The sequence below is a fragment of the Arthrobacter sp. TJ-238 genome (assembly GCF_058269215.1).
Genome location: NZ_JBZCNH010000003.1, coordinates 311,853 through 331,335 on the forward strand (window position 1 = coordinate 311,853; position 19,483 = coordinate 331,335).

General features: G+C 68.5%; 21 protein-coding genes and 1 tRNA gene. 7 read left to right on the forward strand and 15 right to left on the reverse strand.

The window, feature by feature from the left end; translation table 11 throughout:
* Positions 1–135: 135 nt before the first annotated feature.
* From AC4D2O_RS07605 to AC4D2O_RS07620, 4 genes are all read right to left on the reverse strand, one after another.
* The gene (locus AC4D2O_RS07605) at positions 136–714 is read right to left on the reverse strand and encodes a vitamin K epoxide reductase family protein (RefSeq protein WP_490906502.1); all 579 of its coding nucleotides are present in this window, start codon (positions 712–714) and stop codon (positions 136–138) included.
* Positions 715–794: 80 nt separating this feature from the next.
* Entirely contained in the window at positions 795–1,502 is a 708-nt protein-coding gene (locus tag AC4D2O_RS07610) for a DsbA family protein (RefSeq protein ID WP_490906192.1), read from the reverse strand.
* Positions 1,503–1,611: 109 nt separating this feature from the next.
* Positions 1,612–2,502 carry a cation efflux transmembrane domain-containing protein gene (locus AC4D2O_RS07615; protein ID WP_490906193.1) on the reverse strand — a complete coding sequence of 297 codons (891 nt, stop codon included), beginning with the start codon at positions 2,500–2,502 and terminating at the stop codon, positions 1,612–1,614.
* Positions 2,502–2,846 carry an ArsR/SmtB family transcription factor gene (locus AC4D2O_RS07620; RefSeq protein WP_490906194.1) on the reverse strand — a complete coding sequence of 115 codons (345 nt, stop codon included), beginning with the start codon at positions 2,844–2,846 and terminating at the stop codon, positions 2,502–2,504. Before AC4D2O_RS07620 ends, AC4D2O_RS07615 begins: the two co-directional genes overlap by 1 nt.
* Positions 2,847–2,906: 60 nt before the next feature.
* Between AC4D2O_RS07620 and AC4D2O_RS07625 the strand changes: the two genes are divergently transcribed.
* Positions 2,907–3,722, forward strand: a complete 816-nt coding sequence (locus AC4D2O_RS07625; protein ID WP_490906195.1) for a DUF1648 domain-containing protein — start codon at positions 2,907–2,909, stop codon at positions 3,720–3,722.
* 99 nt (positions 3,723–3,821) lie between these two features.
* Positions 3,822–5,213 carry an amidase family protein gene (locus AC4D2O_RS07630; RefSeq protein ID WP_490906196.1) on the forward strand — a complete coding sequence of 464 codons (1,392 nt, stop codon included), beginning with the start codon at positions 3,822–3,824 and terminating at the stop codon, positions 5,211–5,213.
* Between the two features lie 162 nt (positions 5,214–5,375).
* Here AC4D2O_RS07630 and AC4D2O_RS07635 read toward each other — a convergent pair.
* Positions 5,376–5,449 (reverse strand) — tRNA-Met (locus AC4D2O_RS07635).
* A gap of 368 nt (positions 5,450–5,817) precedes the next feature.
* On the reverse strand, positions 5,818–6,015 hold the full coding sequence (locus AC4D2O_RS07640) for a hypothetical protein (RefSeq protein ID WP_490906197.1): 198 nt from the start codon (positions 6,013–6,015) through the stop codon (positions 5,818–5,820).
* A 301-nt stretch (positions 6,016–6,316) separates the two neighbouring features.
* Here AC4D2O_RS07640 and AC4D2O_RS07645 point away from each other — a divergent pair, with 301 nt between their 5' ends.
* Positions 6,317–7,141 carry a sigma-70 family RNA polymerase sigma factor gene (locus AC4D2O_RS07645; protein ID WP_490906198.1) on the forward strand — a complete coding sequence of 275 codons (825 nt, stop codon included), beginning with the start codon at positions 6,317–6,319 and terminating at the stop codon, positions 7,139–7,141.
* 153 nt (positions 7,142–7,294) lie between these two features.
* On the opposite strand, the gene aztD is transcribed toward AC4D2O_RS07645, so the two are convergent.
* Genes aztD through aztB form a run of 4 tightly spaced genes read right to left on the reverse strand, consistent with a single transcriptional unit; the run spans position 7,295 to position 11,661 of the window.
* Entirely contained in the window at positions 7,295–8,548 is a 1,254-nt protein-coding gene (gene aztD / locus AC4D2O_RS07650; protein ID WP_490906199.1) for a zinc metallochaperone AztD, read from the reverse strand.
* 26 nt (positions 8,549–8,574) lie between these two features.
* A complete protein-coding gene (gene aztC, locus AC4D2O_RS07655; protein WP_490906200.1) occupies positions 8,575–9,504 on the reverse strand; it encodes a zinc ABC transporter substrate-binding protein AztC in 930 nt (309 codons plus the stop codon).
* Complete coding sequence (locus tag AC4D2O_RS07660) at positions 9,501–10,763, reverse strand: ABC transporter (RefSeq protein WP_490906201.1); 1,263 nt, start codon at positions 10,761–10,763, stop codon at positions 9,501–9,503. Before AC4D2O_RS07660 ends, aztC begins: the two co-directional genes overlap by 4 nt.
* Positions 10,750–11,661, reverse strand: a complete 912-nt coding sequence (gene aztB / locus AC4D2O_RS07665; protein WP_490906202.1) for a zinc ABC transporter permease AztB — start codon at positions 11,659–11,661, stop codon at positions 10,750–10,752. The genes AC4D2O_RS07660 and aztB overlap by 14 nt, the downstream gene beginning before the upstream one ends.
* Before the next feature lie 53 nt (positions 11,662–11,714).
* Here aztB and aztA point away from each other — a divergent pair, with 53 nt between their 5' ends.
* Positions 11,715–12,440 (forward strand): zinc ABC transporter ATP-binding protein AztA, encoded by a 726-nt coding sequence (gene aztA / locus AC4D2O_RS07670; RefSeq protein WP_490906203.1) that lies wholly within the window; start codon positions 11,715–11,717, stop codon positions 12,438–12,440.
* A 288-nt stretch (positions 12,441–12,728) separates the two neighbouring features.
* On the opposite strand, the gene pgsA is transcribed toward aztA, so the two are convergent.
* The 4 genes from pgsA to AC4D2O_RS07690 form a co-directional block, all read right to left on the reverse strand.
* Positions 12,729–13,388, reverse strand: coding sequence for a phosphatidylinositol phosphate synthase (gene pgsA, locus AC4D2O_RS07675; RefSeq protein WP_490906204.1), 660 nt, complete (start codon positions 13,386–13,388; stop codon positions 12,729–12,731).
* Positions 13,388–14,002, reverse strand: coding sequence for an HIT family protein (locus AC4D2O_RS07680; protein ID WP_490906205.1), 615 nt, complete (start codon positions 14,000–14,002; stop codon positions 13,388–13,390). Before AC4D2O_RS07680 ends, pgsA begins: the two co-directional genes overlap by 1 nt.
* Entirely contained in the window at positions 14,002–15,996 is a 1,995-nt protein-coding gene (gene thrS, locus AC4D2O_RS07685) for a threonine--tRNA ligase (protein ID WP_490906503.1), read from the reverse strand. The genes AC4D2O_RS07680 and thrS overlap by 1 nt, the downstream gene beginning before the upstream one ends.
* Before the next feature lie 148 nt (positions 15,997–16,144).
* A complete protein-coding gene (locus tag AC4D2O_RS07690; RefSeq protein WP_490906206.1) occupies positions 16,145–16,447 on the reverse strand; it encodes a chorismate mutase in 303 nt (100 codons plus the stop codon).
* A gap of 126 nt (positions 16,448–16,573) precedes the next feature.
* Between AC4D2O_RS07690 and AC4D2O_RS07695 the strand changes: the two genes are divergently transcribed.
* The 3 genes from AC4D2O_RS07695 (at position 16,574) to AC4D2O_RS07705 (ending at position 18,648) form a co-directional block, all read left to right on the forward strand.
* Positions 16,574–16,831 carry a mycoredoxin gene (locus tag AC4D2O_RS07695; RefSeq protein ID WP_334209629.1) on the forward strand — a complete coding sequence of 86 codons (258 nt, stop codon included), beginning with the start codon at positions 16,574–16,576 and terminating at the stop codon, positions 16,829–16,831.
* A gap of 102 nt (positions 16,832–16,933) precedes the next feature.
* The gene (locus AC4D2O_RS07700; protein ID WP_490906207.1) at positions 16,934–18,019 is read left to right on the forward strand and encodes an S-(hydroxymethyl)mycothiol dehydrogenase; all 1,086 of its coding nucleotides are present in this window, start codon (positions 16,934–16,936) and stop codon (positions 18,017–18,019) included.
* On the forward strand, positions 18,019–18,648 hold the full coding sequence (locus AC4D2O_RS07705; protein WP_490906208.1) for an MBL fold metallo-hydrolase: 630 nt from the start codon (positions 18,019–18,021) through the stop codon (positions 18,646–18,648). Before AC4D2O_RS07700 ends, AC4D2O_RS07705 begins: the two co-directional genes overlap by 1 nt.
* Before the next feature lie 91 nt (positions 18,649–18,739).
* Here AC4D2O_RS07705 and AC4D2O_RS07710 read toward each other — a convergent pair whose 3' ends face one another.
* Positions 18,740–19,480 (reverse strand): lipoate--protein ligase family protein, encoded by a 741-nt coding sequence (locus tag AC4D2O_RS07710; protein WP_490906209.1) that lies wholly within the window; start codon positions 19,478–19,480, stop codon positions 18,740–18,742.
* Positions 19,481–19,483: the final 3 nt, after the last annotated feature.

Genomic DNA, 19,483 nt, shown 5'->3' on the forward strand with positions numbered 1-19,483 from the left:
GCCTGCTGCCTTCCATGGCAAATGGCCAGGGCCTGATGACTCTCCTTGCCAAACCCTCGAACCGAGGTTCGCCTGCAGTGGACTCTCCCCCAACACGGCGACGCGGCAGACGCCCTGGATTGTTTGCCGGCGGCCTCAGGTGAAGACGTGGAGGAAGCGGAAGAACACGGACGTTGCCACGGCGATCCAGGCCAGGACGATGATCGGTCCGACCCACGCCGCGAGCCCGCGGGTGAGGGCGGCGGGAGCGGGAATGACCCCGTGGACCATGTTCCGGACGGTGGTGAGGATGAACAGGGGGATCATCGCCGCCCACACGACCATGCAGTACAGGCAGAGGATGTAGATCTCGAACAGCGCCTGGCTCCACAGCCAGGTCGCGAACACCGCCCCGAGAGTGATGCCTGCCTGCAGGCCCACCCAGTACCAGCGGTCGAACCGGGCACCGGCGAGCAGTGCCATGCCGGTGGTGATGATGATCGTGAAGCCCACGAGCCCGATGAAGGGGTTGGGGAAGCCGAGGAGCTCGGACTGCCAGGTCTCCATGACCTGTCCGCAGGACACCCACGGGTTGATGTCGCAGCTGGTCACGTGATCCGGGTTCCGATAGAGCTCGAGCTTTTCCAGGATCAGGATGCCCGCGGCCACCCATCCGATGACACCGGTGGCGACGAGCATGATCCCGAACGGGACCCTGCGCGCGAACCCAGGCATGGCGGACACATCATCCTGCCCGCTCCCCTGGGCTGCTCCCGGGGATGCTCCGGTGTCACTGCTGGAATGAGCCATGGTGTTCAGTCCTCGATGGCGGTTTCGATGAGGCTCCGGAATTCCTCGACCGTGGCGGGCTGGATCTTCCGTCCGTCGAGGAAGAACGTCGGGGTTCCCTCGACATCCAGTGCCCTACCGTCCGCCTTGTCGGCGTTCACACGCTCCATGGTCGCCGGGTCGGCGATTGCAGCGTCATAGGCTTCCATGTCCAGGCCCAGGTCCTCGGCGTAGCCGCGGAAGACCGGCGACTCGTCCTCGTTGGTGTGGCTCCACTCGGTCTGCGTCTCGAACATGCGGGCGTGCATCTCCTTGAACTTGCCCTGCTGCGCTGCGGCCTCGACGGCGGCGGCCGCGGTCTCCGAGTTCGGGTGCCCGGGCAGCGGGAAGTACCGGGAAACGACGGTCAGGTTCTGCCCGTATTCCTCGGAGAGGTCTTCCACGAGCGGGTACGCGGCGAGGCAGGACTCACATTCGAAGTCCAAGAACTCGACCAGCACGGCTTTCTCATCCGGTGCCTGCGACAGGCGGTGGCTGTCCTCGCGGACGACGTCGGCTGCGGAGCTGGTCGTGCCCGCAGCCTGACTGTTGTCCTCGCCGAACGTGTTGAACAGGATGGCCAGGCCGATGACGAGCGCTGCTGCGGCGAGCAAACCGATTGCAATCCGGTTCGGCAGACTCAGGCCCTTCTTCGTGTCAGGGGTCGCGCTGGGAGCGGGGGCGGGGGTCGGCACGGTGGTGTCTCCTCGTCATGGAACTGCGTGGTCGTACTTGCTCCCTGCCCGGTGCGGGGAACCGTTGGTCGATCGGATGAAACGGGTCGATCGGTTGTCGATCGGGTGATCAGTCGTGTGTGCAGCAGGCGCAGGACGCGCCGACTGTCGTGCTGTGCGGGATGCTGGTCGTGGCGCTGGGCCCGGTGGGGCGGGACGTCGACGTGAGCGGCGCAACTCCCGCAGGGGCGCTCGATGGCGCCACAGCTGCACCGATCATGGTGTCGGTGCTGCAGCAGGAGTCCGTGTCGCTGTCCGGGGTGCTCCCGCAGGTGTCAACGCTTCCGTCGGCGTCGAGGTTTCCGGACGACGGCGCACAGCAGGAGTCTCCCTTCCACGCTTCGCGGCCTTCCTTGATGGCGACGGCGGCAATGACCAGGGCGGCGACCGGGTCCGCCCAGGACCAGCCGAGGGTGCTGTTGAGCAGCAGACCGACGAGCAGGACCCCGGACAGGTAGGTGCAGAGCAGGGTCTGCTTCGAGTCCGCGACGGCCGAGCGGGAGCCGAGCTCCCGAGCGGCTCGGCGCTGGGCCCAGGACAGGAATGGCATGACCGCCAGGCTCACCGCGGCGAGGACGATCCCGACCAGTGAGTGCCGGGGTTCGGACGCACCGAGCAGGGTGCGGACGGCGTCGAAGGTCACGAACGCGGCGAGGCCGAAGAAGGAGAACGCGATCAGGCGCAGTGCGGTTCTCTCGCGGGCTTCCGGGTCGCGCCCGGCGAACTGCCAGGCCACGGCCGCCGCGGACAGCACCTCCACGATCGAGTCCAGCCCGAAACCGATCAGGGCACTCGAGGACGCGACCGTGCCGGCGCTGATCGCGACGACCGCTTCGATGACGTTGTAGGTGATCGTCGCGGCGACGAAGAGCCGGATCCGCCGGGACAGGACCGCGCGCCGCTCAACCGTGGGCGCTGGGGGCGCTGGTTGCACCGATATGGGTGAGGTGTGGGTGCTCATCAGCAGCAGACCTTCCCCTCGACGTGGTTCTCCCGGGTGGTGCAGCAGCACTCGGCCTCGCTGACGACCACGACGTCGAGCAGCACGGTCAAAGCATCACCGAGCCGCCGGTCCGCCAGCTCGTACCGGACCCGTCGCCCCTCAGGAACGGCGACGACCAGCCCACACCCGCGCAGGCAGGTCAGGTGGTTCGACAACCGCTGCTTACTCACGCCAGCCAGCTCGGCCAGCTCACCCGGGTACGACGGTGCGTCCCGTAGCGCCAGCAAGACCCGAGCACGGACTGGGTCCGACAGGGCGAAGCCGAACCGGGCAAGCACCGAGTGATGAGTAACAGTGCCCATCCCCCAATGGTACAGGTTCCCGTGTACTACCAAGAAAGGGCGAGGCGTCGAGGTCGCCGGGTGCTTCAGGAAAGCCCTGCTTTCGAGGTGATCGGTGGTCGCGGTACGGTCGAAGACATGGGGACACTGACGACGCCTGACCTGAATCGCGGGCGATGGTTCGCGTGGACTCCGCTGTGGGTAGCCGTGGTGCTGCTCGCCGCGGTGTCCGGTTACGGATCGACGATCTACGACCAGCTACCCGAGGTCATCGCAACCCATTGGGGCCCCGATGGAGCCCCTGACGACTGGTCGCCCAAGTCGTTCACCAGCGTCTACCTGCCTTTGCTGATCGCCGCCGCCGCGTGCGCGTTCATGGCTGGTGCGGCTGCACTCGTCCCGAGGATGACGCCGCCCAAGCCGGAGCAGAGCGAGTGGGAGACCTATCGTCGGGAGGGTGATCGACGCGTTACTATCGTGATCCTCTCGACAGCCGCCCTGATGACGGTGCTGCTGGTCTCGGTCGCCACGCTTCAGGTGTGGGCTCAGGTTCAGTCGTTCTCCGCATGGCCTGTCCTTTTGGGCATCCTCGCAGCGGTCATGATCGCCGTCCCGATGTCTCGAACCGTGTCGTCCGACATGAAGCAGCGAGCCTCGGCCGCCGGCGTCCGGCCGAGCAGTGACGAGGAGCTGGAAGACAGTCGATGGCTCCCCGGGGGCATCCTCAACGACTCGGACGATCCGCAGATCCTGGTGCCGAAGCGGGAGGGAACCGGGTACGGCCTGACCATCAACGTCGGCCACTGGAAGGGGCGTGCAGTCGTCGTTGGGTTCCTCGCGGTCACCCTGGGGCTCCCTTTGGTTCTCATCCTCATCGTTTCCCGGTCGTCAGCATGAGCTGCCGCATGAGACGTCCACGAGCCGCAGGGAACTCGGATAGGACGACCTGCTGAAACCGGTAGTGCCCGAAGCCACATCGTGTAACACTGCAACGTCATGCCGGAAACCTCGCCGACACTTCCCCTGACTAGGTTCGATACGTCGAAGCAACTCGTTGACCTATTAGGAGATCCTGTGCTGAGTCGTCGTGCTGTGCTTTCTGCTGTTCCCGCCGTCCTGGCGGTGGCCGCAATGCCCCCTGGCGCGGCCATCGCCGCCTCGGGTCATCGCCCACTGAACGTCACGTCGCCGGCGACAGGAGTCGATCGCACGGTATGGCGCGAGTATGGCCGCGCCCTGGTGACCGGTCACCACGGCGGGCCCTTGCGCGGGAAGACTATTGCGGTCAAAGACCTTTTCTCCCTTGCCGGGCACCGGGTCGGGGCCGGCAATGAGACCTGGCTGGCCCAAGCAGGGGTAGAGACAACCACGGCTCCGGCTGTTGCCCGGTTGCTGCGGGCCGGAGCCGACGTGGCCGGCATCGCCCGCACCGACGAGTTCGCCTACAGCCTGGCCGGCACGAACGCCCACTACGGCACCCCGCCCAATCCGGCCGCTCCTGCCCGGATCCCCGGAGGCTCGACCTCCGGACCGGCCAGTGCCGTAGCACTCGGTCAGGCCACCATCGGCTTAGGCACCGACACCGGCGGCTCCATTCGCATCCCTTCCTCCTACCAGGGTCTCTACGGCATTCGTCCCACTCACGGGGCCGTGTCAGTCGAGGGATTGATTCCCCTGGCCCCATCCTTCGACACGGTCGGATGGATCACCCGCGATTCTGCCACTCTCGCGGCAGTGGGCAAGGTCCTGCTCGGAAACATGCGCAAAGCTCGCCCCCCGCGCCGTGCCCTCTTCTCAGAACGGCTGCTGTCCGTGGCGACAGGGGAAGTCCAAGCTGCCGTGGCCGCGGCCATCGACCGGTGGGGCACCATCCGAGGCCTCCCCGAGGTAGTCCCTATCGACTTCGACACCACCGTGCTGCCGCAGTGGGTGCGCTGGTTCCAGACCGTTCAGGGGTACGAGGCCTGGCAGGCCCACGGACCCTGGATCTCCCGGCACTGGGACACGCTGAACCCGGATGTGCGATCACGCTTCGAAACCGCCTCCAGATACACCCTTGCTGACCGTGACGCCGCGGCCGTGGGACTGGTCGGCGCCCGACAGACGGTTGATCGGATACTCGGTGACGATTTGTTGCTGCTGCCCTCCGCATCGTCGGTCGCCCCCACCCGCGACGAGGCCTCTCTCGGTGGGACGGTCATCGAACAAGCTCGAGCGACTACGTTCCAGCTGACTGTTACCGCCGGACTTTCGGGCCGGTGCGCGATCAGCGTCCCTGTCCCCACCCCCGGGGCACCAGTCGGGCTCAGTATCGTCGGCCCCCGCCACAGCGACAGCCCCCTCCTGCACCTGGCAACCCAGATCCAGCGCGCAGGAATCAGCCAGTAACTCGACGTCGGCCTGGCTGTGCACACTTGTTATCGGCGGTGATGGAAAGAGGGACTCGATACGGCTATACGGAACGCGGCATAGCGCCCATGTGTCGCCTTAGCCCCGGCCCTATGAAGTTCGGGCACCTACTCGACAAGATTGTGAGTAGGTGCCCGGTTGTTGCGGGGACAGGATTTGAACCTGTGACCTCTGGGTTATGAGCCCAGCGAGCTACCGAACTGCTCCACCCCGCGGCGCAAGAACGACCTTACGCACAGCACGAGGAATCCACCAATCGGGTCACTCCAGGAGCCGGAGCGTTCGAACTGATTCCTGCAGAGCCGCTCTCCTCCACCTGTCCCAGCCGGGCAGCACCTGGCTCAGGGTTTCCTGTCGGTGGGATCCACGACGGCAAGCGACCCACGAAGCTGCACGTGAGGGTCCAGGGGGAGGTGCGTGAGGCAGGGCAACCGGGGTGGGCGCGGCAGCCAGGGCAGCCGGGGCAGCGTTGTGACCACCCGGTTCTGGTGGTTCCGGGCACAGACCGGGCCGGCCGATCGATTCGTTCCGCGCGCCGGAGCGGCGGGAAGCCGGTGCTCACCGGACGGAGGCCTGCACCCCGTCATGGTTCGGGCGCGACCAGGCCCCGGCGCTCAAGTTCGTCCAGCACGCGCTCGAGGCCGTCGGACCAGGGCGACGCCCGGAGCCGACCGGCCGTTCCCTGCCGGCAGGGAGACTGGGCCCCATGCTGCAGCAGGAGCAGGTCCGCGTCGGAGACGATCTGTAGATCTTCGGGCAGCCATCCGCTGCGGTGGGTCATCGCGTGTCCTCCCGGGTCGTGAGCCGTTGCTGGTTGGACGGACCAGTGAGAGCGGAATCATCGGCCGGACCCGGAACAATCCGCCGTCCCTGAGGCCGTCCCTGGCGTCGGCTGAGTCGCCCGTAGAGACCGTCAACCCGACCGTTAGCGCAAGAACCTCAACCTTTGGGCAGGATTGCCCCAGCGCACCCCTCCGGCGAAAACCCGCTGATAGCTTCGAAGCGACATCCTGACGCCCCGGCAGACCCTTGCCGGACACCAGCGGACAGCGATGCCACCGAAGCAGCTGGGGAGCTTGCTCATGTACTCACGCGACCGCGAAGAACTCATCGTCGCCAATCTGCCTCTGGTCGGATATCTCGTCTCCGCCCTGTGCGCCCGCGCCACACACCTCTCGAGGGACGACCTCGCGTCGGTGGGTGCGATCGCGCTCATCACCTCTGCGGACTCGTTCGACCCCACACTCGGCGTGCCCTTCGGCGCCTACGCGCGGCGCCGCATCACCGGCGCGTTCGCCGACGAGCTGCGGTCCAACGACTGGGCACCTCGATCCGTCCGCCGCCGTATCGGCGAGACCCTGGCGGCGCAGGACGCGCTGGCGGCATCACTCGGGCGCACCCCGACCGTCGACGAACTCTCCATGACGCTCGGTGTCAGCCGCCGCGAAGTACATGCGGCGCTCGACGACGCCGGCCGTTCGGTCCAGACGCTCGACGAGACCGTGCTGGACATCGTCCCCGCCGCGGAGCAGCTTCCCGAAGCCGCGCTGCTCGCCGAGGAGCAGGTGCACCACCTGCGGGCCGCTGTCACCAACCTCCCGGGGCGCATGCGCCACATCATCGAGCAGGTCTTCTTCGAGGGCAGGTCCGTCACCGAGGTCGCTGCGGAGCTCGGCACCACTCACTCGGCCGTGTCGCAGCAGAAGTCCGAGGCGTTGCGTCTGCTGCAGGACGGACTTGCGACCCACTACGCCGATGCCGCGGGCACCCCGTCCGTGCCGGTGTCCAGGATCTCGCCGAAGCGCCGCGCCGAGTACCTCTCGGCCCTCGGCGCTGCGCTGACGCCCCTCCATAAGACAGCCGCTTCACGCACATCAGCCAGGCCGGCGTTCGCGTCGGCGTCCTGAGCCGGATTCCTGAGCCGGATTCCTGATCGGTGGTGCCTTGGCCGGTGCCGCCTCGACTGCCCGCGACGGACACGGGCGCTGCTGGTCCCCGGTTGCTGACACCGCAAGGGGCGGCACCCACGGGTGCCGCCCCCTGTCGTACCGTGCGGTCGGTCAGCCTTCGACGGCCGTGATCTCGTTGGGCGCGCCCGGAAGCTCGTCAGAGGACGTGATCCCGCCGGTGGCGATGTCGACGGCGTGGAGCTTCTTCGACGCCGGATCGGTGATGTAGGCGGTGCCTCCGACGACCTTGAGGGCGGGGTGCGGGTCCTGCCACTCGGCGGGGCCCTCCCACGGGTCGATCACAGGGATCGAGGTGGTGATCTCCCCGGTCTCGGGGTCCATGCTGTGCAGGGCTCCGTCGGAGGCGAGGATGAGCACCTCGTCGTCCGGGCCGCGGGCCACGTCGCGGAAGGTGTACTCGACGCCCTCGGGGAGGTCGATCACCTTCATGGTCTTCGCCTCGGTGTCGATCAGCGTGAGCTGGTGCAGGAGGTAGCCCTCGAGGTCGGGATCGTCCTTGTAGTCCCCGGCGATGATGGGGCTGGTCTCGCTGACGTAGGCGTTGCCCATCCGGCCGAACTCGTCCGGGGCGTCGATCTTGGTGATCTCTCCCCTGTCGTAGACGAGCGCGCCGTCGCTGCAGCCGAAGACGACGACCTCGTTCATCGCGGTCCCCTCGCCGTGGACGGAGGGGCACTGGTCGCTGGTGGCGATCTCGTTGCCGTCGGCGTCGATCACCTTGATGCCGGAGCGGCTCTCGGAGGTGCCGACGGTGGTGAGGAAGGTGCCGTCCTCGAGGACGATCGAGACACCGTGGTGGGCCTCGTCGCCGGGGATGACCTCGGTCGCCGGGAGGCTTTCGGGATCCTCGAGAAGATCGTCCGTGGTGTAGATGGTGGTGTCGCTCGTGCCGTCGGCGTAGAGGACGGTCTTGTCGCCGTGCTGGACCACGTGTCCGGCGGTGTCGGCCTCGAACACGAGGTCGGTGAGCTTCGGTTCCGCCTGCTGGGACCCGGAGGAGCCGGTCCACGTGCCGAGGTCCAGGACCTGGAACCCGGCGGGCACGGTGACCAGCGCGTGTCGCCCGTCTCCCGCGGGGTTGAGCCGGGTGAAGCCCTGGATGGGGAGGTCGCCGACGAGGTCCAGCGTGGTGCCGTCGACGACGACGATGCCGCCGTCGTAGGTCAGGGCGACGCGGGGAGTGGGCGACGCGGCTGCGGCCGAGGTGGTGGTTTCCGGTGCGGCTGATGCCTCCGAGGCGGGTTCCGACGAGGATCCGCACGCGGTCAGGAGCAGTGCGGACGTGGCGACGGTCGCGGCGAGGGACAGGTGCCGTGAGCGTTTGGTGAGCGGGATGACTGTCATGATCTTTCTTCCTGTGGTGTCGGATCTCAGGGTGAGAGCCCGGTGGAGATGCGCTCGGTGTTGATGCGCATCATGGCGAGGTACGTGTCCGCACCTTCGCCGGGGTTGGTGAGCGACTCGGTGAAGAGCTCGACGACGTCGACCTCGATGTCCGCGCCGTCCGCGAGGACCTGAACGAGCCGGTCCGGCTGGGAGGACTCGGCGAAGATGGTGCTCACCCTCGCCTCCTCGATGGCCGCGACGAGGTCGCGCAGGTCGGAAGCGCTGGGCGAGGCGAGTGTGGTGCCGCCGGGGATCACAGCACCGATGACCCGGAAGTCGTAGCGCTCCGCGAGGTAGCCGAAGACATGGTGGTTGGTCACCAGGTTCCGCCGGTCCGCGGGAATCGTCGCAAAGGCTTCGGTCATGGCTCCATCGAGCTCTGTGAGCTTTGACTGGTAGGTCGCGACGGAGGTTTCGACGGCTTCAGCATCGATGCCATCGATGCCGAGAACCCGCTGCTCCAGTTCGTCGACGACGTCGACCATGAGTGCCGGATCGGTCCAGAAGTGCGGGTCCGGTGCACCCTCCGATTCACCACCGGATTCACCTCCGGTGTAGGCGAGGGGTTCGATGACCTCGCCGGCGACGAGAAGGGGGACATCCTCGGACCGGGCGCTGTCGATGTGCTGCTGCAGGCCCTCCTCGAGACCGAGACCGTTGGTGACGATCAGGTCGGCTTGCCGCATCATGGCGCCGTCCTGCGCGGAGATCTCGAAGGAGTGTGGATCGGCGTTGGGTTGCATGAGGACGCGGACCTCGGCCTCGTCCCCGACGACGTTCTGCACGACGTCGCCGAGGATGTTGGTGGTCACCACGATGACCGGTTGATCGCTTCCGGCCGCGGCGCAACCCGAGGCGCTGATGAGGGTCGTCGCAGCCAGCACCAGGGCCATCTGCCGTTGTGTCCTGTTCATCGACCGACCTCTGCCAGATGCGCGGGGACGGTGTCCGTGTCGAACGTGCGGGCGATCCGGGCGTTGTCGGCGAAGTCGATCTCGAACAGCTGCTGCTCGGCGGGAGCGTTGAGGTACGCGCGGTGCTGGTCGGCGACCAGCTCGACCCCGGAAAGGAGCGCAGGGTCCTTCAGGGTCTCGGTCAGCAGGGGCTCCGTCACGGCGAGTGTCTCGCCGGTGTCGGCGGACAGGACGAGCACCCGCCCGTCATCGGCGAGGGCGACGACGTGCCCTTCTCTGTCGTCCACGGCGGAGACCTGCAGGAGTGGCACGTCGGTCTGGACGAGCTGCCAGGAACGCTCCCGGGTGTCGAGCAGCCAGACGCCCTGGTCGCCTGCGACCGCGGCGACGGTCGGCCGTCCTTCGCGGGCCCGGAACTCCGTCGCCCTCGCCGTATCGGTGCCGGCCGGGTAGGGGATCCGTTCGTACGTGACGTCCTCGCCGTCGAGGGTGGCGAGGAGGGCGCCGTCGTGGCACCCGATCACGGTGCCGACCGACGTGGTGATGGTGCCCCGGGCGTCGATGCAGTCGGCGGTCGCGCCATCGATCGGTTCGCCGTCGGCGTCGTATGCCTGGACGGAGGCTGCCGTCCCCCCGGCGCCGGGTCGGGTCAGGAGTGTGACGTCCGAAAGCGGGACGAGGATTCCGGGGTGCGGCTCCACGGAGAATTCGGTACGGACGCCGAGCTCCCCCTTCGCGAGTGCGTCGTTGTCGAGCACGGTGGCCTCACCGCTGTCGGGGAAGTAGACGCCGGTGGCGGAGGAGCCGGAGGTGACGACGGCTTCACCCAGTCCTTCCACCGTGCCGACTGTTCTGGATTCGCCGCGGTAGTAGTGGAAGTGGTCCTCGTGGTCCCATGTCCACATGCCGCTGTCGATGACCGTCATGGCTCCGCTCGTGGCGGACGATGCGAAGAGGTAGCGTCCGTCCGTGGATGTGCTGCTGACGTCCTGGACCTCGCCGGCAGCGGTGGTCGTCTCCTTCGCCAGGTCGAGCAGATCGATCCGGCCCTGCGGGTCCAGGGTCATCAGGTGGAGCTGGGGCTCCGCGACTTCCGTGGAGCCCTCGAGCGTCCCGTGACCGTCCCCGATCGGCGCAGCGGTGGTGGTACTGACCGGAGGATCCGTGACGCTGCCACCGGAGGATCCGGGCGAGGAGCAGGCGGCCAGAGTGAGGGCGAGCAAGGGAAGAGGGACAAGCAGGAGATTAGGCGTGCGCACGGAGGACTTTCTGTGAAGGAGGTGCCGGCGTCGAACCGGCGGAACGCTCACCAGAGCTGGTGGGGCTGGTGGAACTGCCGGGGCGGCGGCGGGTCAGGCCTCGGAGGATGCTCGACAGGAAGGCGCACCCGATGGCCGCGAGGGCGATCGAGGCGCCGGCGGCCGTGCCGTAGTACCAGGAGGCGAGGAGTCCGAGGAGGACGGCTACTGCACCGATCAGTGCCGCGAGGATCATGGTGTCCGGAACACGCGTGGTCCATGGAGCGGCGGCAACGGCCGGGCCGAGCAGCAGTCCGATGACGAGGAGAGCACCGACGGCCTGATAGGACGCGACGACGGCGAGCGTGACCAGTCCGACGAGGAGCACCTGGGCGAGCCGTGGACGCATCCCCATGACCTGGGCGATCCTGCCGTCGAAGGCGAGGGCCACGAAAGCGCGGTGGAAGGCCACCGCGACGATCACGGTGACGAGCAGGGCACCGGCAAGCACCCGGATCTCGTCCGTCCCGATCGCCAGCACGTCGCCGAACAGGATCGCCGTCGCGTCGGTCGCGAAGCTCCTGGAGTGGGAGATGATGATGACCCCCGCGGCGAGCATGCCGACGAAGAACAGGCCGATGCTCGTGTCGTGGGACAGGCGTCCCCGCCGGGCCAGAAGGCTCACGCCGAGACTCATGACGAGGGCACTGGCTGCCGCCCCGAGGATGACCGGGAACCCGGCAAGGGTGGCGAGGGCAACCCCGGGCAGCATCCCGTGCGCCATTGCCTCGCCCAGGAAGGCCATCCCCCGGATCACGACCCACGTGCCGACGACGGCGCAGATCACTGCACAGAGCGAGCCTCCGAGGAGTGCTCGCAGCATGAAGTCACTGGTGAATGGTTCGAGGAGGAAGGGCACGCCGCAACTCTAGACTTAAATGCGAATCATTCTCAACGTGCTAGTTTCGATCCATGTCCGTCCTTCGAAACTTGTCCGCCCGGCCCGCCGACCGACCGGCTCCGGTCGACGCAGGGCGGCTCGGGTTGACCGACGTGTGGTTCGACCACGACGGCGTCGATGCCCTACGCGGCGTCTCCCTGTCGATCCAGCCGGGTGCGGTCACGGTGATCGTCGGCCCCAACGGGTCGGGGAAATCGACCTTGCTGGGGGTTCTCGCCGGCCTGCTCGTGCCCCGTCGGGGCACGGTGTCCCTACCGCCGCACAGGCGCCGCGCCCTCGTGGCACAGCGCAGCGAGGTCTCCGACCGCATGCCGCTGACGGTGCGCGACGTCGTGACGATGGGTCGGTGGGCCGACGCGGGCCTGATGCGCCGCCTGCGCGCCGACGACCGGCGGATCATCGGCGAGTGCATCGACCTCGTCGATCTGCGGGACCATCAGGACCGCTCGTTGAGCTCCCTTTCGGGCGGCCAACGGCAACGTGCCCTACTGGCTCAGGGGTTGGCTCGACGCGCCGACCTCGTGCTGCTCGACGAACCCACGACCGGCCTCGACGCCGTCACCCGCGCCGTCGTCGCCGATGTCCTGCGCGCGGAGCGGGCCCGCGGAGCCACCGTTGTCTGTGTGAGTCACGACGACGTCGCGCTTGCAGCAGCCGACCACGTCATCCGGCTCGACGCCGGGCGGACCGCACCTGTGGAGACCGACCTCCATCGACAGGCAGGCGTGTCAGATTGACTCCAGACCTTCACCCAGGGTCTGAGCGCGTCCCAGTTCCTGTTCCCAGGCTCCCACCCGCACACGCACGGGAGAGCCGACGCTCGTGAGGATCTGGGCAGTGGCGAAGGAATGGCGTATAGGTTCGGTAGAGCCGGCGTGCCAGCGCATCGCGTGCTGCTGGACGTCGGACAGGAGACGACGTTGTCAGGATCGGTCGGACCGGGTCAAAGATGTGCTGTCGAGAAGCTCATCGTTGCTTTCTGACCGCCTCTACCGGGAGGCGCTGCGCACCGAGGCCCACAGCCCCTACTCGCCGGGGGCGTCCCGCGACGCTTCGGAGGGATCGGACGGCGCCGGCGAGGCGTTCAGGGACTGGCGCCGGACGGCCCTGATCCTCTGGAGGACCGTGACGAGGCTGGCCACCGCGAGGATGACGAGGACCGTCAGCAGCACGCCCTCGGGCAGGCCCAGTCCCGTCAGTCCCGTGACGACGAGGATGGAGACGAGCCGCTCGGCGCGTTCGGCCACCCCCACGTTCGCCGTGAAGCCGAGCGATTCCGCCTTGGCCCGCGCATAGGAGACGAGCATGCCGAGAACGAGGCAGGCGAGGGCCGCCACGCCGATGGCTGCGTTCTGCCCGCCGGTGAAGAACCAGACGGCGACGCCGGCGAACAGCGCGCCGTCCGCGATGCGGTCGAGGGTCGAGTCGAGGAAGCTCCCCCACGGACCGCCGTGGCCCTTCAGGCGCGCCATGATCCCGTCGATCACGTCGGAGAACACGAAGAGCGTGATGAACACCGTGCCCCAGAACAGCTCTCCGAGCGGGTAGAAGACCAGCGCGCCGCCGGCCACGCCGATGGTGCCCATGATGGTCACGGCGTCAGGCGTCACTCCCCAGCGGAGCAGGGTGCGGGCCAGCGGGGTGAAGAGCCGGGTGAAGAAGCCGCGCGCGTAGCGGTTCAGCATCAGGTGACCGGTCCCGCTGTGCCGCCGACCGAGGGCCACGCGGAAGCGACCTGCTCGCGGACCTCGCCGAGCGTCTGCGTGATGGCCTTGGTCTGCGCGATGATCGGCAGGAAGTTGCCGTCCCCGCCCCAGCGCGGCACCACGTGCTGGTGGAGGTGTGCCGCGATCCCCGCGCCGCCCGTCACGCCCTGGTTCATGCCGAGGTTGAAGCCGGAGGGGTTGGACACGCCTCGGAGCACGCGCATCGCGGTCTGCGTGAGGGCCGCGATCTCGGCGGTCTCCGCCTCGTCGATGTCCGTGTAGTCGGGGACGTGCCGGTAGGGGCAGACGAGCAGGTGACCGGCGTTGTACGGGAAGAGGTTGAGAAGCACGAAGGCGTAGGTGCCGCGGTGCACGATCAGCGACTCCTCGTCGCTCAGCTGCGGTGCGCGGCAGAACGGGCAGGTCTGCTCGGAGGTGACCTGCTCCTGCCCGCCCTTGATGTAGGCGAGGCGGTGCGGGGTCCACAGGCGTTGGAACGCGTCGGGCACGCCCGCGAGCTCGAACCGGTCCGTGACCTCGGCGTCCCCCGGGTACCCCGTGGCAGGGCTCCCGTCCCGACTCCCCCCGGCCATCAGCGTGTTGCCTCCCTGCTGCGGACCGCCTCCACGATGCGGCGGACGGCCTCGTCCACGGGCACCTGATTGTCCTGGCTGCCGTCACGGAACCGGAAGGAGACGGCGCCGGCTTCCTGGTCCTCGCCGCCCGCGATGAGGACGAAGGGGATCTTCTCCTTGCTCGCCGTGCGGATCTTCTTGGGGAAGCGGTCGGATCCGGCGTCCACCTGCGCCCGGATGCCCTCGGCCTTCAGCTTGTCGACGACCTCGAACAGGTAGTCGTTGAACGCCTCGGCGACGGGGACGGCGAGCACCTGCACGGGTGCCAGCCACGCCGGGAACGCTCCGGCGTAGTGCTCGGTGAGCACGCCCATGAAGCGCTCGATCGACCCGAACAGCGCGCGGTGGATCATCACCGGTCGCTGGCGCGAGCCGTCGGCGGCCTGGTACTCGAGCTCGAAGCGCTCGGGCAGGTTGAAGTCGAGCTGGATCGTCGACATCTGCCAGGTGCGCCCGATCGCATCGCGCGCCTGCACGGAGATCTTCGGTCCGTAGAACGCCGCTCCCCCGGGGTCGGGCACGAGCTCGAGCCCGGAGGCCTCGGCGACCTCGGCGAGCGTACGCGTGGCCTCGTCCCAGATCTCGTCGGAACCGACGGACTTCTCCGGGTTGCGCGTGGAGAGCTCCAGGTAGAAGTCCTCGAGCCCGTAGTCCTTGAGGAGTCCGAGCACGAAGTTCAGCGTGCCCGTGAGCTCGTCCTTCATCTGCTCGCGCGTGCAGTAGATGTGGGCGTCGTCCTGGGTCATCCCCCGCACGCGGGTCAGGCCGTGGATCACCCCGGACTTCTCGTACCGGTACACCGACCCGAATTCGAACAGGCGCAGCGGCAGCTCGCGGTAGGAGCGGCCGCGCGACCGGAAGATCAGGTTGTGCATGGGGCAGTTCATGGGCTTGAGGTAGTAGTCCTGCCCGGGCTTGCGCACCGTGCCGTCCTCGTTGAGCTCCTCGTCCACGTGCATCGCGGGGAACATGCCGTCGCGGTACCAGTCGAGGTGGCCCGAGACCTCGTAGAGGTGACCCTTGGTGATGTGCGGCGTGTAGACGAACTCGTATCCGGCGTCGGTGTGACGCTGGCGGGAGTAGTCCTCCATCGCCTTGCGGATGATGCCGCCCTTGGGGTGGAACACCGGCAGGCCCGAGCCGAGCTCGTCCGGGAACGAGAAGAGGTCCAGCTCCGTGCCGAGGCGGCGGTGGTCGCGGCGCTCGGCCTCGGCCAGGCGCTCCTGGTAGGCCTTCAGGGCGTCCTTCGTGGGCCACGCCGTGCCGTAGATGCGCTGCAGCTGCTTGTTCTTCTCGTTGCCGCGCCAGTAGGCGGCCGCCGATCGCGTCAGTGCGTAGGCGTTGGAGATGAGCTTGGTGTTGGGGAGGTGAGGGCCGCGGCAGAGGTCCTTCCAGACGACGTCCCCGGACTTGCGGTCCACGTTGTCGTAGATGGTCAGGTCGCCGGCGCCGACCTCGACGGAGGCGCCGTCGTCGTCCGTGGCCCCGCCCTTGAGTCCGATCAGCTCCAGCTTGTAGGGCTCGTCGCTCATCGCCTCGCGGGCCTCGTCCTCGGAGACGACGCGGCGCACGAAACGCTGGTTCGCGTTGACGATCTTCAGCATCATCTTCTCGAGCTGCTTCAGCTCGTCCGGCGTGAAGGGCTCCTCGACGTCGAAGTCGAAGTAGAAGCCGTCGGTGATGTAGGGGCCGATGCCGAGCTTGGCGTCGGGGCGCAACTGCTGCACGGCCTGCGCCATGACGTGTGCGGCCGAGTGGCGCAGCACCTCGAGGCCTGCGGGGTCCTCGAGCGTGACTCCCTCGACGGACGCGCCGTCGGGCAGCTCTTGGTCGAGGTCCTTGAGGGTGCCGTCCACGCGCATGACGACGACGTCGCGCCGCTCGGCGAAGAGCTCGGTGCCGGTGGTGCCCGTCGTCGCCTGCTTCTCTTCGCCGTCGACGATGAGCTTCATGGGCTGGGGCGCTGACACGGGCAGTCTCCTTGGGGATCGGGAATAGGTGCCCGAACGGGCGCGACGGCACCCGATGAGGGCTGGGACCGCCGTCCTGATCGTATCGGGTGGGCGGAGGGCCGACCAACAAGCTCGCCGCGGCCAGGGCTCACGGCTCCCGTCGTACCCTCAGTTCGAACTCGATGAACGCCGAGATCATGGCGCGGTACGTCTGCTCCACGACGGTGGGATCCACGCCCTGCCTCGACGCGTACTCGCGCACGTTGGTGATGACGCGCTCTACGCGTGCCGGGGCGCGGACCGAGGCGTCGTCGTGCTTGAGCGTGCCCGCCCGGCGGACGAGCCGTTCCCGGCGGGAGATGAGGGCGACGATCTGCTCGTCCACCTCGTCGATGGCCACCCGGACCGCCGCCAGCTGCTTCGCGTTCTGTTCTTCGTCTGCTTCAGCCATGGCGTGAGCCTACCGGTGCACGGAATGGCGCGACGGCGATCCGCGTTGACGGATGTACGGGCGCAAGGAGCGGCCCGCGTATCGACACAGGGGACGGCGAGCCCGCCCCCGGACCTGAGGAGCACCGTGGACTACACGCCAGAAGCCGGATCCATCACCATGTTCTCCACCTCGTGGTGCGGATACTGCCGTCGACTGAAGTCGCAGCTGGACGCGCAGGGCATCGGCTACACCGAGGTCAACATCGAGGAGGTCGAGGGGACCGCGGAGCTCGTGGAGTCGCTGAACGGCGGCAACCAGACGGTGCCCACCGTGATCTTCCCGGACGGGACCACCGCGACGAACCCCTCCCTGGCGGACGTCAGGACCAGGCTCGCCGCCTAGAGTCCTCCCCGAACGCCGTCCCCGCGCTCGGGCCGTCCCCCATATGCTGGAAGCGGCGCCCGTCGGTCGGTGCGCCGCTCCCAGCGGAAGGACAGCGAGAACATGGTGCACAGAGTCCAAGGCGTCGTGGTGCGGGCGAAGGATGCCCCTGCCTCCATCGAGACCATCCTGGTACCCGATCCGGGGCCGGGCGAGGCGCTCGTCGACATCCTGACCTGCGGCGTCTGTCACACGGACCTGCACTACAAGCAGGGCGGCATCAACGACGAGTTCCCGTTCCTGCTGGGGCACGAGGCAACGGGTGTGGTGAGTGCCGTGGGCGATGACGTGACCACAGTCGCTCCGGGCGACCGGGTGATCCTCAACTGGCGCGCCGTCTGCGGCGAGTGCCGCGCCTGCCGCCGCGGCGAACCCCAGTACTGCTTCAACACGCACAACGCCACGCAGAAGATGACCCTCGAGGACGGCACCGTCCTGTCCGCCGCACTCGGCATCGGCGCCTTCGCGGAGAAGACCCTCGTGGCGGCCGGGCAGTGCACCAGGGTGGATCCGGCGGCGGACGCCGCAGCCGTGGGCCTCCTCGGGTGCGGCGTCATGGCCGGCATCGGAGCGGCCATCAACACGGGCAACGTCTCCCGCGGAGACTCCGTCGCGGTGATCGGATGCGGCGGGGTCGGCATCGCCGCCGTCGCAGGCTCGAGGCTCGCCGGAGCCACCACCATCATCGCCGTCGACATCGACGACCGGAAGCTCGAGCTCGCGCAGGGCCTCGGCGCCACCCACGTCATCAACTCGAAGAACGAGGACCCGGTGGAGGCCATCCGCGCCCTGACCGGGGGCAACGGTGCCGACGTCGTGATCGACGCCGTCGGCCGCCCGGAGACCTACCGGCAGGCGTTCTATGCGCGCGACCTCGCGGGCACCGTGGTGCTCGTGGGCGTCCCCACCCCGGACATGACCATCGAGCTTCCGCTGCTCGACGTCTTCGGGCGCGGCGGCTCGCTGAAGTCGTCCTGGTACGGCGACTGCCTGCCCAGCCGCGACTTCCCCATGCTCGTCAGCCACTACCTGCAGGGGAACCTCGACCTCGACGCCTTCGTGACCGAGCGCATCCGCCTCGACCAGGTCGAGGAAGCCTTCGAGAAGATGCACGGCGGCGCCGTCCTCCGCTCGGTGGTGGAGCTCTGATGGCCGCGCGCGTGGAGCACCTCGTGACCTCGGGCACCTTCTCGCTCGACGGCGGCACCTGGGACGTCGACAACAACGTGTGGATCGTGGGCGACGACGACGAGTGCGTGGTGATCGACGCCCCGCATGACGCGGCAGCGATCGTGGAGCAGGTCAACGGGCGCACAGTTCGGGCGATCCTCCTGACCCACGCGCACGACGACCACATCCGGGCCGTCGCCGACCTCTTCGACGCCGTCCACGCGCCGATCTACCTGCACGACGGCGACCGGGAACTCTGGGACATGGTGTTCCCGGCGCTGAGCCCGGACCAGTCGATCAGCGACGGCGACACCATCGACGTCGCCGGCGTGACCCTGACCGCGCTGCACACGCCCGGACACTCGCCCGGCTCGGTGTGCTATTACCTCGAGGAGGCCGGCACCGTCTTCACGGGGGACACGCTCTTCCAGGGCGGACCCGGGGCGACGGGCCGGTCCTACAGCGACTTCCCGACCATCATCGAGTCCATCCGGACCCGCCTGCTCACCCTGCCGCCGGAGACCATCGCCCGGACCGGCCACGGGGACAGCACGACGATCGGTGACGAGGCCCCGCACCTCGAGGAGTGGATCCGGCGCGGGCACTGACGGGCCGGACGCCCCGGGTCGCCGGCCCGTCAGTGCCCGGCGACCCTGGGGACGACGGCGGGCCGGGCTGCCGGGCAGTCCGGCGTGGCCGTCAGGCAGGGCGCGTCGGTTCCTGTTCCTCGAGGCGCACGACGGCGGCGTAGGCCGCGAGCAGTGCGGCCTCGACGTCGTCGACCGTCACGCCCGGTGCGAGGTCCTCCGCTGCGCCGGCCGTGACGGGCCGCCACGCGAGGCCGAGGTCCGCGTAGACGTCGGTGAGCACGTCCCGCAGGGGTCCCGCGTCCTCGACGACGACGACGGACGAGAACAGCCAGGCCCCTGCAACCACGCGCTGGGCGGTGCCGACGAGCTTGACGGCGGGCATGCCGTCGCGCCGTCCGTGCACGCTGAACTCTCCCGGGCAGTACTCCCCCGGCACCTCGCCCACGCCGGCCTCGAGGCCGACGCCGGAGAGCACGTCCGCGAAGAAGTCGCCGAACGCCGCGAAGCGTGCCCGCGTCCCGGCGACGGCGTCGTCGGCGGGCTCGAGGTGGTCGACGATCAGGCATCCCCCGTGGTACGCGGCGGCCCGCCCCCCGGCCCTGCGGACGAGCGGTGCGAACCCGTGCGATGCCGCCGATCGGGTTGCGGCAGGGAAGCCCGGGAGCCGTGCATCACGCTGCCCGAACGCGACGGTTGGGCTCGGACGGTAGAGGCGCAGTGTCGCCGGACGGGTGCCGGCGGCGACCTCGTGCAGCAGCCCCACTCCCCGGTCGAGCTCTCCGGCCGCGTCAGCCGATACGGGGTCGACGACCAGCGCCAGCTCGGGTGCGCCCTTCCAGGGAGTGCTCATCCC

Excerpts from the sequence above, each read along its gene's own strand:
- AC4D2O_RS07705 (WP_490906208.1), top strand. The coding sequence starts at position 18,019 with ATGGCCGCGCGCGTGGAGCACCTCGTGACCTCGGGCACCTTCTCGCTC.
- AC4D2O_RS07680 (WP_490906205.1), bottom strand. The coding sequence starts at position 14,002 with ATGGCCGGGGGGAGTCGGGACGGGAGCCCTGCCACGGGGTACCCGGGG.
- aztA (WP_490906203.1), top strand. The coding sequence starts at position 11,715 with ATGTCCGTCCTTCGAAACTTGTCCGCCCGGCCCGCCGACCGACCGGCT.
- AC4D2O_RS07615 (WP_490906193.1), bottom strand. The coding sequence starts at position 2,502 with ATGAGCACCCACACCTCACCCATATCGGTGCAACCAGCGCCCCCAGCG.
- AC4D2O_RS07605 (WP_490906502.1), bottom strand. The coding sequence starts at position 714 with ATGCCTGGGTTCGCGCGCAGGGTCCCGTTCGGGATCATGCTCGTCGCC.
- AC4D2O_RS07645 (WP_490906198.1), top strand. The coding sequence starts at position 6,317 with ATGTACTCACGCGACCGCGAAGAACTCATCGTCGCCAATCTGCCTCTG.
- aztD (WP_490906199.1), bottom strand. The coding sequence starts at position 8,548 with ATGACAGTCATCCCGCTCACCAAACGCTCACGGCACCTGTCCCTCGCC.
- AC4D2O_RS07710 (WP_490906209.1), bottom strand. The coding sequence starts at position 19,480 with ATGAGCACTCCCTGGAAGGGCGCACCCGAGCTGGCGCTGGTCGTCGAC.
- thrS (WP_490906503.1), bottom strand. The coding sequence starts at position 15,996 with ATGAAGCTCATCGTCGACGGCGAAGAGAAGCAGGCGACGACGGGCACC.
- AC4D2O_RS07690 (WP_490906206.1), bottom strand. The coding sequence starts at position 16,447 with ATGGCTGAAGCAGACGAAGAACAGAACGCGAAGCAGCTGGCGGCGGTC.
- pgsA (WP_490906204.1), bottom strand. The coding sequence starts at position 13,388 with ATGCTGAACCGCTACGCGCGCGGCTTCTTCACCCGGCTCTTCACCCCG.
- AC4D2O_RS07630 (WP_490906196.1), top strand. The coding sequence starts at position 3,822 with ATGCCGGAAACCTCGCCGACACTTCCCCTGACTAGGTTCGATACGTCG.
- AC4D2O_RS07700 (WP_490906207.1), top strand. The coding sequence starts at position 16,934 with ATGGTGCACAGAGTCCAAGGCGTCGTGGTGCGGGCGAAGGATGCCCCT.
- AC4D2O_RS07640 (WP_490906197.1), bottom strand. The coding sequence starts at position 6,015 with ATGACCCACCGCAGCGGATGGCTGCCCGAAGATCTACAGATCGTCTCC.
- AC4D2O_RS07620 (WP_490906194.1), bottom strand. The coding sequence starts at position 2,846 with ATGGGCACTGTTACTCATCACTCGGTGCTTGCCCGGTTCGGCTTCGCC.
- aztC (WP_490906200.1), bottom strand. The coding sequence starts at position 9,504 with ATGAACAGGACACAACGGCAGATGGCCCTGGTGCTGGCTGCGACGACC.